The sequence below is a fragment of the Pantoea sp. SM3 genome (assembly GCF_000963995.1).
In the GTDB taxonomy this organism is placed as follows: Bacteria; Pseudomonadota; Gammaproteobacteria; order Enterobacterales; family Enterobacteriaceae; genus Pantoea; species Pantoea rwandensis_B.
Window position 1 is genome coordinate 97,244 of the sequence record NZ_JZRD01000031.1, and the last position, 12,630, is coordinate 109,873.

Here is a 12,630-nt window from a genome sequence, read left to right on the forward strand (position 1 = left end):
CTTTTTAGACACTTAAAGATTAAGGTTGCTTGAAAACCTGCGCAATGGACATAGGATGTATATCCGCGCATGAGCGCGAGCACAACTGAGGAAGATTAACGTTTATGATGCGTATTGCGCTTTTCCTGGTCACCAACCTGGCGGTGATGTTGGTATTCGGACTGATTCTGAGTCTGACAGGAATTCAGTCAAGCAGTGTTCAGGGTCTGATGATTATGGCAGGTCTGTTTGGCTTTGGCGGTGCGTTTGTTTCACTGCTGATGTCTAAATGGATGGCGTTGCGCTCCGTCGGCGGTGAAGTGATTCAACAACCCCGTAACGAGACAGAACGCTGGCTGATGGATACCGTCAGTCGCCAGGCTCAACAGTCCGGCATTGCGATGCCGCAAGTGGCGATCTATCACGCGCCAGATATTAACGCCTTTGCGACCGGTGCACGTCGTGACGCCTCACTGGTTGCGGTCTCAACCGGCTTGCTGCAGAACATGAGCCGTGATGAAGCGGAAGCGGTACTGGCGCACGAAATCGCCCACATCGCTAACGGTGACATGATCACCATGACGCTGATTCAGGGTGTGGTGAACACCTTCGTGATCTTCATTTCGCGTATTATCGCGCAGGTGGCATCGGGCTTCCTGTCGGGTAACCGTGACGGTGAAGAGAGCAGCAACGGTAACCCGCTGGTCTATTTTGCGGTCGCGACCGTGCTGGAACTGGTGTTCGGCATTCTCGCCAGCATCATCACCATGTGGTTCTCACGTCACCGTGAATTCCACGCGGATGCAGGTTCAGCCAAACTGGTGGGCCGCGAGAAGATGATTGCCGCTCTGCAGCGTTTGAAAACCAGCTACGAGCCGCAGGAGCCAAGCAGCATGATGGCATTCTGCATTAACGGCAAAAGCAAATCGTTGAGCGAATTGTTTATGTCGCATCCGCCGCTCGATAAGCGTATCGAAGCGCTGCGTAACGGTGACTATCTGAAATAATGGTTTGGCTGTTGCAATAAACAAAGGTGCCCAATTGGGCACCTTTGTTGTTTTATGACTTCACCGTCTGACTCGATTGCGTCATCCGCGACATACTGACGAAGGCTGCCACCGTGGCGAAGCTCCCCGCTAAAACCAGTGATGCATGTGTTCCGCTGTCGTTAAACAGATTGAACATCAAGGCAACCAGTGCGGCACCGCTGCTCTGACCGACCAAACGCGCCGTCCCTAACATACCGCTGGCGCCACCGCTACGATGGCGCGGGGCAGAGGAGATAATCGTGTGATTATTCGGCGACTGGAACAGGCCAAAGCCCGCACCGCACAGCATCATTCGCCAGATAATATCAATATCAGTGGGTTGTGTAGGCAGCAGTGCCAGTAAGAACAGACCCGCCGCAAACATCGCCAGCCCCAGGCCACCCAATAATCCCGCATGGACTTTCTCAATCAACCGGCCGGCAATCGGTGCCAGCACCATGGTGGCCAGCGGCCAGGGTGTGAGCAGCAATCCGGTCGCTACTTCATCCCGTCCCAGCACGTTTTGCAGGAAGAACGGCAGTGAAACCATTGCCAGCATCTGCGCGCAGAACGAGCAAATAGAAGTGCACATCGACAACGAAAAAATGGGGATACGCAGCAAATCCACCGGCAACAGCGGAACAGGCATCGCCAACTGGCGACGAACGAACACCACGCCCACCAACACCAGTGCTACGACTTCCGCCAGAATGAGCCAGTGATCCTGCCCCTGTGAGAATCCGCTGAGGGCCGATATGAGCAGGCCAAAGAACAGGGCGTTCATGATGGCGCTGGGAATATCAAACTTCTGCTGTTTGGCTTTCTGCGTGTTATCCGGCAGAAAACGCAGCGCTAGCCACAATGCCACAATGCCCAGCGGCACGTTGATCAGGAATAACCATTTCCAGCTGGCGATGGAGAGAATCGCGGCAGCCACCGTTGGGCCCGCAGCGCTCGATACCGCGACGATAAGCGAGTTAATCGCCATACCGCGGCCGAGAAAACGCTGCGGATAGATAATACGAATCAGCGCTGTGTTCACACTCATCAGTGCCGCGCCGCCAAAACCCTGCAGGATACGCGCCACGGTAAGCATATTGAGTGAAGGGGAGAGGGCGCAGAACAATGAAGTGGCGATAAACAACGCCAGCCCTACCTGATAAACACGGCGATAACCCAGCATATCGCCGAGAAAGGAGAGCGACAGTAACGAGATAACAATGGCGATTTGGTAGGCGTTAACAATCCAGATTGATTCCGCCGGACTGGCATTCAGTTCGCGCGCAATGGTGGGTAACGCGACGTTAGCAATAGCTCCATCCAGCACTGCCATCATGATGCCTAACGCAATAGTGATAATCGCGCCGTACCGCTGCGGAACAGGTAATCCATCCTGAGAGACTGTAGGGGACATAAATGAAATAAATGAAGGAAGTGAATATCATCATGCTAATCAATTTTGTGACGGAAAGCACCGCATTCATTGACAAAAAATTACGAAGGAATGTGTCGCTGAGTGCCAGTCGTTGCCGCCGTTGGGCTGAAACGCATATACTGGCGCTTCTGTTCCGTTTTTTTTGAAACACCGTCAAAAAAGGATACGCGCAATGGCGAGCAGTGATAACGATAAACAGCCAGACTCCGTCTCTTCGGTAATGAAAGTGTTCGGCATTTTGCAGGCGTTAGGCGAAGATCGTGATCATGGTATCACCGAACTGTCGCAACGCGTGATGATGTCAAAAAGCACGGTTTACCGCTTTCTGCAAACCATGAAATCATTGGGTTACGTGGCGCAGGAAGGGGAAAGTGAAAAATATTCGCTGACGCTCAAGCTGTTTGAATTGGGTGCCAAGGCACTACAAAACGTCGATCTGATTCGTAGTGCCGATGTCGAAATGCGAGAACTGTCGCGTTTGACCAAAGAAACCATCCATCTGGGTGCACTGGAAGAAGACAGCATTGTCTATATCCATAAAATCGATTCACTGTATAACCTGCGCATGTACTCGCGCATCGGGCGTCGTAACCCGTTGCACACCACCGCCATCGGTAAAGTATTGCTGGCGTGGCGCGATCGCACTGAAGTTCAGGAGCTCCTGAGCGAAGTTGAATTTCGTCGCAGCACCGCAAACACCATCGTCAGTGCAGAAGCGTTGCTTGAGGTATTAGATCAAGTAAAAGTGCAGGGCTTCGGTGAAGATAACGAAGAGCAGGAAGAGGGCTTACGCTGTATTGCCGTGCCGGTTTTCGACCGCTTCGGCGTGGTGATTGCTGGATTGAGCATCTCTTTCCCGACAATCCGATTCTCCGAAGAAGCAAAAAACGAATATGTGGCGATGCTGCATCGTGCTGCGCGCAATATTTCTGATCAGTTGGGTTATCACAACTACCCATTCTGAATAGCAGAACGGGCTGTCGCCAGCCCGTTTGAATCACTAATTATCTACCACTTCGCCACTTTTCTTCAGCAGTGGACAATCGGTAACACCCACGATACCGCTGTCGGTATGCAGATATTGCGCGGTGATCATGCCGCGTGCAGTGAGATAGCTACACTGTAAGCCCAGTCCTGCGGCGTTTTTGTTGCTTCCGGTGAGTACGCCATAGCCGGTGAACAGCATCCCTAACCAGACCACTGCCACCACGAATATCGCCCGAATGAATAGTTTCATTTTATCTCCTTGTGATACACAACGCAGCTATCCTGAAGTCGCTGCGATTTCTATAGTAGCAGCATGACGCGTCCTGCTCATGAAATCGATCAGAGATAACTGAAAGCCATCAAGATGCGGGATAATCTGCTTTCCACCGGCAACCATTATCTTTTCCGCACACAACGAGTAGAATCAGCGGCGGTGTAAGTGTTTTATGTTTGACAATAGAGGCAGTTATGAACGAGTTAGCCGCAAATACCAGTCCGCTGTTCAGTTATGGTGTACTGGCCATCATTATTGTTGTGGCCTTGATAGCCTGGTTCTTCGTTAACCGGGCCAGCATGCGCGCCAGTGAACAGATTCGTTTGCTGGAAGCACTGCTGGAAGAGCAGAAAAAACAGAATGCATTGTTGCGCCGCCTGGCGGATGCTCAACCTGCCACAGCAAAACAGCAGGAGGAAGAAGACGCCGTAGAACAGCGCGACTTCATCCGTATGATTCCAGAACGTTAAACACATGATGGAGCAGTAATGGCCTGGCAAAATCCCTGGTACGACGCAGCGCTGGCGCATCACACGCCAGAAGGTTTCCGCAACCCGGAACCGAAATTGCGCCAGCCAGGGGATTTGCAGCGTTGGCGGCGGGAGCGCAAAGCGGACCATTTGCCGCTGCCGCCTCAAGCCGGTTATCCGGCATTTATTGCCCGCTGGTATCAGGAAAGCGATCTGGGTGGTGATGACGATCGCATCTGGTGGTTAGGTCATGCCGCCGTGTTGATGCGGCTCAATCGCCGCTATATTCTCATCGACCCGGCGCTCTCTGCGCGTGCTTCACCGCTGCCGTTTGCTGGACCACAGCGTAAAACGCCCGCTCCGCTCCATATTGCACAGTTGCCACATCTCGACGTGGTACTGATTTCGCACAATCACTACGACCATCTTGATCGGCCTACGGTAAAGCGCATTGCACGTCACTTCCCGGATGCGCAATTTGTTGTGCCGCTGGGGATAGGAACCTGGTGCCGCAAACGTGGCGTGCGTCATGTCACCGAGCGCGACTGGTGGCAATCCATTGATATCGCAGGAGTGACGTTGACTGCCGTACCCGCGCGACACTGGAGCATGCGAACTTTCTGGGATCGCAATCGCTCATTGTGGTGTGGCTGGGTGGTGCGAAACCAGAATGTGAATTTTTGGTTTTCAGGTGACAGTGGCTATAGCGAAAACCTGTTAGAAATTGCAGAACGTCTCGGGCCCTTTAATCTTGCCGCGTTGCCCATTGGCGCTTATGCACCAAAATGGTTCATGCGCGGTCAACATATGGATCCCGATCAGGCGGTGCGTTTATGGCAGGCGATAGGGCGTCCGTTAACGCTGCCGATCCACTGGGGTGTGTTTGAACTGGCGGATGATCCCTTAGATGAACCCCCTGCCGCTTTGGCGCAAGCAATGCAATCCGCGGGAGAATTGGACTCACGCTTTATGCCATGGAGAATAGGCACCAGCCGAAGCCTGCAGAATAGGGATTCAGATGTGTCCTAAGCCCGATTTGTTAAATCAAGTGTCACAGTGCGTTTTTTTAACATTTAATTGTAGCGTCGTTAGTTAAAAATAAGATAACCGCCAAAACGAGCGTGCATATATTTGGGGCAAGAGCGCTTATATTTTCCTGATTTTGGTGCAAAACAATTAATGACTTGTACTTAATAAATCTGACTGTACAAGTTTTGTACAGTGCACGAATGTTGCATTCCACGTTAATTTTTTGGCGAAATATTTTATCAATGCCATATTAATGCAATACTTTTTGCGTAGCCTTGACTGCTTTAATTGTGCTGATTTAAGTTGCGTCGCTACGCTTGACTAATGTAAGTACTGGCGCTAACTACTCTGACATATAACAATTTTTTGTGCAGTTATTCCGTCATCTGTCAATATGCTAATGGCAGAAGAGTGCAGAGCAACGGCCAATTATGTGCGTTATGTCGATCACCGTTTAAAAATGGCTTGCCATTAATTTGCGGATATGTGATAACGACTCTTGGGTCAAACGAGGTACAGTTCTGTTTATGTATGGCATCTTCAGTAAAGAAGTTACGAGTAAAGACGTTGACGTTGAATTCCGCTTCCTTGCCGAACCTTAAATTAGTGCCTCATTCAGTAACGTCTCTGGTTTATCTGTAAGACTGCCTTCGGGCAATATAAACAATCAAAGGAATTTGCAAAAATGGCAAAGATTAAAGGTCAGGTTAAGTGGTTCAACGAGTCTAAAGGTTTTGGTTTCATTACTCCTGCTGACGGCAGCAAAGACGTGTTCGTACACTTCTCTGCAATCCAGGGTAACGGCTTCAAAACTCTGGCTGAAGGCCAGGCTGTTGAGTTCGAAATTCAGGACGGCCAGAAAGGTCCAGCTGCAGTAAACGTAACTGCTATCTGATTTCGTTTTCAGACTCGGTGCCATGCGCCGCTGACACGAATTGTAAAGCCCTGGTCTCTGACCGGGGCTTTTCTTTTATCCTTTCTGTTGCCAGACGATCAGGGTAAACTGCGCGCGAATCGTGAACCCGGAGTTGTCTATGTCTTTGATTTGCCCACTTTGCCAGCAACATTTGCACCAGCAAGCTAACAGCTTCCGCTGCGATGCCGGTCACCAATTCGATCAGGCGAAAGAAGGGTACGTCAATTTGTTGCCGGTGCAGCATAAAGGCTCAAAGGAACCGGGTGACAGTGCGGAAATGCTGCTGGCACGCCGTGTGTTTCTTGATGCTGGACACTATCAACCCTTGCGCGATTCGGTGGCGCAACATCTGGCGCAGCGTCTGAATGGCAAGGCTGCTCAGGTATTGGATATTGGCTGTGGTGAAGGGTATTACACTGCAACAATGGCGCAAGCGCTTCCACAAGCACAGTTGTTTGGCCTTGATGTGGCGAAAGCGGCGATTCGCATGGCGGCTAAACGCTATCGTGCGGTGAAATTCTGTGTCGCCTCCAGTCAGCGTTTACCCTTCGCCGACGCATCGCTGGATGGCATTGTGCGCATTTACGCTCCTTGCAACGAAGCGGAATTGAGTCGCGTCGTCAAAGCGGGCGGCTATCTACTGACGGTGACTCCGGGCCCACATCATCTGCAGCAGTTCAAAGCGCTGATTTATCGTGAAGTGCAGCTGCACGCGGCAGAAGAAAAGGCTTACGAAGGTTTTAGGCAGGTCGAGCAACACAACCTGCGTTATGAGATGGCGTTAAATGGGGCCGAAGCGGTGAGCTTGCTGCAGATGACGCCTTTTGCCTGGCGTGCGCGCGAAGAAGTCTGGCAGACACTGACGGCAGCCGATACCTTTAGCTGCGACGCCGACTTTATGCTGACGCTATGGCAGCGCGTTTAACGCGCTTCCACCAGCGTATTGTAGATACGTTCCAGATCGTCGAGCTGTTGCACTGCAATCAGCAGGCGACGCTGTTCCAGCTGCATGACTAAAATGCCATCCTCAGACAAGTTCATACTTTGAATGCGACGATAGTCGATCCACACGCTGCCGAAGAACAGTCCCTCGGTCTTCATCAATAATTTCGGCGTGCGTAGCCAGAATAGCCAGATCGCCATAAAGCACAACACCATCAGCAGCGTGGTGGTGAGTTGCGGGCCATGGTTGCTGACGTTATTCCACAGCAGAATCAGCAGTAACACGATAAAAATGCCGCTGTCGATTTTATGGCGACGACGCAGCGCGACACGCAGTTTGGTCGGCCCCTTGCGCCGCGGCAGGATAGCGTCATCGTAAATCGCGAACAGGGCGAAGGCGAAGATCAGCAGGGCAATCAGAGCGTCAGTCAGTGACATTACATTTTCTTCCTCAACCGAATTTACCTCAACGTTGGCGCTCAGGTAACCTCGCTTAAAACGGCCGGGAGCCAAAGCCCCCGGCGAGATGATTACAGACCGAGCAGGCCGATCCAGTAACCAAAGATACCCAGGGCAAAGAAGCCCACGATAATCCACAGTGCGTTAACTTTACGGCGCAGCAGCCACATACAGCCGAAGGTCAGCAGCAGCGGGATTAAGCCCGGCATCAGCTGATCGAGGATCGATTGAACGGTCGTCACGGTGGTTTTGCCGGTGTGATCGGTAATGCGCGACACCACAAGCGGCACGTTCACGTGTGTCCACTTGTTGACCAGCGCCCCCATGACAAACAGGCCGAGAATCGACGCCCCCTCCGTAAGCTTTTGCAGGAAGCCGCCACCCATATCGCTGACGATATCCACGCCTTTGCGATAACCATACGCCACACCGTAATAACGCGTCAGCATACGCACGGCGTTAAACAGAATGAAGAACAGCAGGGGACCGAGCAGGCTGCCGCTCATCGCGATACCGGCACCGAGTGCAGCAAACACCGGGCGAACGGTACCCCAGAAGATTGGGTCACCAACCCCCGCCAGCGGTCCCATCAGGCCGACTTTAATACCGTTAATTGCGGCATCATCAATCGCCGCGCCGTTAGCACGCTGCTCTTCCATCGCCATGGTAACGCCCAGCACAGGTGCAGCCACGTATGGATGGGTGTTGAAGAACTCCAGGTGACGCTTAATGGCCTGTTTACGATCGTCGTTGTTTTCAGGATAGAGGCGACGAATCACCGGTACCATCGAGAAGCAGAAGCCCAGCGCCTGCATACGTTCAAAGTTCCATGAACCCTGAAACAGGTTAGAGCGGATGAACACACCACGGACGTCGCTCGGGGTGAGTTTCTTTTGCGTGTTAGTTGTATCAACCATGATTTCACCTGTTCCTAGTCGAGTTCGTTGTCGAGGTCATTGTGTGCAGGACCGGCAGCGGCCGCGCCTGCTGTACGGTTATATTTCGGCGCCAGCTGGATATACAGCACCGCCATGACCACACCAATCACGCCCAGAGCAACCAGGTTGAAGTTGGTGAAGGCCGCCGTCACAAAGCCCAGATAGAAGAACGGCATCAGGTAGCCTGCGCGCATCATGTTGATGACCATCGCGTAACCCACGACGACGATCATGCCACCGGCGATGTTCAGACCGTTGGTGACCACTTCTGGAATGGAGCTCAACAGTTCCTGTACCACGCTGGTACCCACTGAAATCGCCACGATCAGGGCTGGAATGGCAATACGCATCGCCTGCAATACCAGTGCAGAGACGTGAATCCAGCTGATGGCGCTCAGATTGCCTTTCTCGGCGGCCTTATCGGCAGCGTGCTGGAAGGCAACAGTGATGGTACGGACGATGATGGTCAGCACCTGACCGGCTGCCGCCAGTGGAATCGCCAGTGCGATACCCGCACCAACGCTTTGGCCACCTGCGATAACCAGAATGGTCGAAATGATGGAGGCCAGTGCCGCATCAGGTGCAACCGCCGCACCGATGTTCATCCAGCCCAGCGCGATCATTTCCAGGGTACCACCGATGATGATACCGGTTTTCATGTCACCCAGAACCGCACCAATCAAGGTACAGGCCACCAGTGGACGGTGGAACTGGAACTCATCAAGAATCGATCCCATCCCGGCAATACAAGCCACAATAAATATCAGGATGATTTGTAGCGTGGTTATTTCCATTGCTTTTCTCCTCAGCAAGGTCTCAAGTATTCGCCCGCCAGCGCAGGCAAAAGCGAACTACTGATTGACCTTGGCAATCAGGTCCATCATTTTCAGTCTTGGGTCGTTTGAAACTTTACGCACTTCCAACTCGATACCGCGTTCATTCAGTTTACGGAAGGCTTCAATGTCCTTCTGATCGACCGAAACAGCGTTGTTGACCTGGGTTTTACCCTGTTTGAATGCCATGCCGCCGATGTTGACCGACTTGATATCCACGCCTTGTTCAACAATCCGTTCTACATCAGTAGGATTGGTAAACAGCAGCATCACGCGGTCACGACCGTATTTCGGGTTGTTCCACACGCGGATCATTTTGGCGATGTCTACCACGTGGGCGGTTACGCCCGGCGGTGCCACCTGGGTCAGCAGCGTTTTACGCACATGATCGTTGGCGACTTCATCGCTAACGACAATGATGCGCGTGACGTTGGTCTCTTTGGTCCAGCGGGTTGCCACCTGGCCGTGAATTAAACGGTCATCGATACGGGCCAGACCGATCTTCATGTGCTCGCCTGGCGCCAAAGGCTTTTGCGGTTGCGCCGGGGCTTTTGCGGCAACCGGTGCTGCAGCTTCCGGGGTAGGGGTTTCGGTCTTCAGGGCTTTAACGCCTTCGCGACCGGCTTCCACGGCAATGTGAATCAATTCCTCAAAGGATGGGTTGTCATCGCGCCCCATCAGGGTTTCCACCAGCATCGGGATATTCACCCCGGCGATGACATCATAATCCGGCTTATCCACCACAATGCGGCTGGCCGCGTTGAATGGACTGCCGCCCCAGGTATCCACCAGGAACAGCACGCCTTTCGACGTGTCGAGTTCTGCCAGTCTCGCCTGATACTTTTCGATTAGCGTTTCTGCATTTTCGCCGGGCACGAAATCAATCCATCCGACATTTTCCTGCTCACCCAACAACATTTCTGCTGTTTTAAGCAACTGTTCTGCCGCCCAGCCATGTGTACCAATTACAATAGCAATGGTCACTTGCTACCTCCGTTCGCATGAGAGATTCTCTGGCATTGCCGGGAATCATTGAGAATTACCGTTGTTGATTCAGGTGGATCGTTTGGGTCTAAGATGAAGAGTCGCATCAATAAATATTCCGAAACTGTCCGCTGCACAGCAGTAAGGTCGCGATTTATTTTAGTGTGCGAAAAAATAATTTATGTGATGTTTGTCAGCTATTTCGAGCGTAACGCTGCAAAATTGCATTTATGTTCACTATTCCTGAGTTTGTGCAGTTGTTTGTAAATGTAATAAAATTTTTTGACGTTGTTGATGTAACTGATACATTAGCGTTCTGTTTAATATTCAGGAGTATCGGGCTTCAGCTCACCTATATGGACCGTCACCGACGTCGCTCAACATGTTCTCAGCGCTTTCTGGCGCACACTACAACGCTCTTCAGCGTGACCTCATTTGCTAACGATCTCTCGTCTCGCTTCACAGCGCAGGCTCACTCTCGTTCGCCCCTCTGTGTTGTAAGGAGTCATTGATGGAATTTCTCTTCGACCCCTCAATTTGGGCGGGTTTGCTAACGCTGATCGTGCTGGAGATCGTTCTCGGCATCGATAACCTGGTGTTCATCGCTATCCTTGCCGACAAGTTGCCACCGAAACAGCGTGATAAAGCGCGTCTGATTGGTTTATCCCTTGCCCTGGTGATGCGATTAGGCCTGCTGTCGCTGATTTCCTGGATCGTGACATTGACGCGACCCCTATTCAGCGTAGGCGATTTCAGTTTTTCCGGGCGAGATTTAATTCTGTTGTTCGGTGGTTTGTTCCTGTTATTCAAAGGAACCATGGAACTGCATGAGCGGCTGGAAAACCGCGGCATGGAACATCAGGGCAACAAAGGTTATGCCAGCTTCTGGGCCGTGGTGATCCAGATTGTGGTGCTGGACGCGGTATTCTCGCTGGATGCGGTGATTACTGCGGTGGGCATGGTGAACCATCTGCCGGTTATGATGACGGCCGTGGTGATCGCCATGGGTGTGATGCTGTTGGCTTCGAAGCCGTTGACCAATTTCGTCAATGCCCATCCGACGGTCGTGGTGCTTTGCTTAAGCTTCCTGCTGATGATTGGTTTGTCATTGGTGGCGGAAGGCTTTGGTTTCCACATTCCGAAAGGCTATCTGTACGCCGCAATTGGCTTCTCGATTGTTATTGAGCTGTTCAACCAAATTGCGCGCCGTAACTTTATTCGCCACCAGGAACATCGGCCGATGCGTGAACGCACCGCCGAAGCGATTTTGCGCCTGATGGGTGGTCGCCAGCGTCATCAGCCGGTGACCACAGAAGAAGCTTCGCTGACGCAGGCGATGCCACAGGAAGCATTTAAAGACGAAGAGCGTTATATGATCAACGGCGTGTTGACGCTGTCACAGCGCTCAATTCGCAGCATCATGACGCCACGCGGAAACATTTCATGGGTGGATGCCGAACGTCCAGTGGATGAAATTCGTATTCAGCTGCTCGACACGCCGCACAGTTTGTTCCCGGTGTGCCGAGGTGAGTTGGATGAGATCATCGGTGTGGTACGTGCCAAAGAACTGCTGGTGGCGCTTGAGCATGGTATGGACGTGGCGACGTTTGCTGCTACCACTCCGGCCATCGTGGTGCCTGAAACGCTGGATCCGATCAACCTGCTGGGCGTACTGCGCCGCGCTAAAGGCAGCTTTGTCATCGTCACCAACGAATTTGGTGTGGTGCAAGGTTTGATTACCCCACTGGATGTGCTGGAAGCGATTGCCGGTGAGTTCCCGGATGAAGATGAAACGCCTGATATTATCGCGGATGGTGATGGCTGGTTAGTGAAGGGTGGTACCGATCTGCATTCACTGCAGCAGTTGCTTGACCACCATGAACTGGTTGACAGGGAAGAGGATCATGCCTCGCTGGCGGGTCTGTTGATTGCCCAGAAAGGCCAACTGCCGCAGCCTGGTGAGATCATCGACCTGCCGCCGCTGCACTTCCAAATCATTGAGGCTACCGATTATCGTATCGACCTGGTGCGCGTCACCAAAGATAAGCCGCATGAAGATGAAGAGCATGAGTCGTAAGCGCTAAGTTAATTGTCATCGAAAAGGCCGACATCCATGATGTCGGCCTTTTTTATTCATATGTTTCGCACTGAATGACGCTGACACCTTTCACACTCACACTGAGGAGTAGGTAATGGACGAGTATGTTAAACGCATAACGCGATTGATCCATTCCAGGTTCAACATTGTGCAGACCGCAAAAATGCCACATGAAGCCGGTAAAGGGGGATGAGGAGTAAAGCGTACGCCGCAGGGATGCGGCGTCCGAGGCTACAGGGATGTATTCACGCCGTCTTT

The 12,630-nt window shown here is 52.2% G+C and carries 14 protein-coding genes; 8 read left to right on the forward strand and 6 right to left on the reverse strand.

Annotated features, from left to right (window positions below; genetic code table 11):
* The first annotated feature begins 104 nt into the window (after nt 1–104).
* Complete coding sequence (htpX, locus tag VI01_RS17475) at nt 105–986, forward strand: protease HtpX (protein WP_038646563.1); 882 nt, start codon at nt 105–107, stop codon at nt 984–986.
* 52 nt (nt 987–1,038) lie between these two features.
* On the opposite strand, the gene VI01_RS17480 is transcribed toward htpX, so the two are convergent.
* The gene (locus tag VI01_RS17480) at nt 1,039–2,421 is read right to left on the reverse strand and encodes an MFS transporter (RefSeq protein WP_045816060.1); all 1,383 of its coding nucleotides are present in this window, start codon (nt 2,419–2,421) and stop codon (nt 1,039–1,041) included.
* Nucleotides 2,422–2,614: 193 nt separating this feature from the next.
* Between VI01_RS17480 and kdgR the strand changes: the two genes are divergently transcribed.
* Nucleotides 2,615–3,406: a DNA-binding transcriptional regulator KdgR gene (gene kdgR / locus VI01_RS17485; RefSeq protein ID WP_045816061.1), complete on the forward strand. Its 792-nt coding sequence runs from the start codon at nt 2,615–2,617 to the stop codon at nt 3,404–3,406.
* A gap of 36 nt (nt 3,407–3,442) precedes the next feature.
* Here kdgR and VI01_RS17490 read toward each other — a convergent pair whose 3' ends face one another.
* The gene (locus VI01_RS17490) at nt 3,443–3,679 is read right to left on the reverse strand and encodes a YobH family protein (protein ID WP_045816062.1); all 237 of its coding nucleotides are present in this window, start codon (nt 3,677–3,679) and stop codon (nt 3,443–3,445) included.
* A gap of 218 nt (nt 3,680–3,897) precedes the next feature.
* On the opposite strand from VI01_RS17490, the gene VI01_RS17495 reads away from it, so the two are divergent.
* The 5 genes from VI01_RS17495 (at nt 3,898) to rlmA (ending at nt 7,043) form a co-directional block, all read left to right on the forward strand.
* Nucleotides 3,898–4,173: a YebO family protein gene (locus VI01_RS17495; protein ID WP_034828707.1), complete on the forward strand. Its 276-nt coding sequence runs from the start codon at nt 3,898–3,900 to the stop codon at nt 4,171–4,173.
* Between the two features lie 18 nt (nt 4,174–4,191).
* Entirely contained in the window at nt 4,192–5,202 is a 1,011-nt protein-coding gene (locus VI01_RS17500; RefSeq protein ID WP_045816063.1) for an MBL fold metallo-hydrolase, read from the forward strand.
* Nucleotides 5,203–5,729: 527 nt separating this feature from the next.
* Nucleotides 5,730–5,804, forward strand: coding sequence for a DUF2627 domain-containing protein (locus VI01_RS25420; RefSeq protein WP_128599124.1), 75 nt, complete (start codon nt 5,730–5,732; stop codon nt 5,802–5,804).
* An 83-nt stretch (nt 5,805–5,887) separates the two neighbouring features.
* Nucleotides 5,888–6,097: a transcription antiterminator/RNA stability regulator CspE gene (cspE, locus tag VI01_RS17505; RefSeq protein ID WP_034828712.1), complete on the forward strand. Its 210-nt coding sequence runs from the start codon at nt 5,888–5,890 to the stop codon at nt 6,095–6,097.
* 139 nt (nt 6,098–6,236) lie between these two features.
* The gene (rlmA, locus tag VI01_RS17510; protein ID WP_045816064.1) at nt 6,237–7,043 is read left to right on the forward strand and encodes a 23S rRNA (guanine(745)-N(1))-methyltransferase; all 807 of its coding nucleotides are present in this window, start codon (nt 6,237–6,239) and stop codon (nt 7,041–7,043) included.
* Here rlmA and VI01_RS17515 read toward each other — a convergent pair.
* The 4 genes from VI01_RS17515 to manX form a co-directional block, all read right to left on the reverse strand.
* Complete coding sequence (locus tag VI01_RS17515) at nt 7,040–7,498, reverse strand: DUF986 family protein (RefSeq protein ID WP_045816065.1); 459 nt, start codon at nt 7,496–7,498, stop codon at nt 7,040–7,042. The two genes, rlmA and VI01_RS17515, sit on opposite strands and share 4 nt — an antisense overlap.
* 92 nt (nt 7,499–7,590) lie before the next feature.
* Nucleotides 7,591–8,436 (reverse strand): PTS mannose transporter subunit IID, encoded by an 846-nt coding sequence (locus tag VI01_RS17520; protein ID WP_038646579.1) that lies wholly within the window; start codon nt 8,434–8,436, stop codon nt 7,591–7,593.
* Between the two features lie 14 nt (nt 8,437–8,450).
* The gene (locus VI01_RS17525) at nt 8,451–9,251 is read right to left on the reverse strand and encodes a PTS mannose/fructose/sorbose transporter subunit IIC (protein WP_034828717.1); all 801 of its coding nucleotides are present in this window, start codon (nt 9,249–9,251) and stop codon (nt 8,451–8,453) included.
* 57 nt (nt 9,252–9,308) lie between these two features.
* Nucleotides 9,309–10,274, reverse strand: coding sequence for a PTS mannose transporter subunit IIAB (gene manX / locus VI01_RS17530; RefSeq protein ID WP_038646581.1), 966 nt, complete (start codon nt 10,272–10,274; stop codon nt 9,309–9,311).
* Nucleotides 10,275–10,785: 511 nt separating this feature from the next.
* On the opposite strand from manX, the gene VI01_RS17535 reads away from it, so the two are divergent.
* Nucleotides 10,786–12,351: a TerC family protein gene (locus VI01_RS17535; RefSeq protein ID WP_045816066.1), complete on the forward strand. Its 1,566-nt coding sequence runs from the start codon at nt 10,786–10,788 to the stop codon at nt 12,349–12,351.
* Nucleotides 12,352–12,630 lie beyond the last annotated feature (279 nt).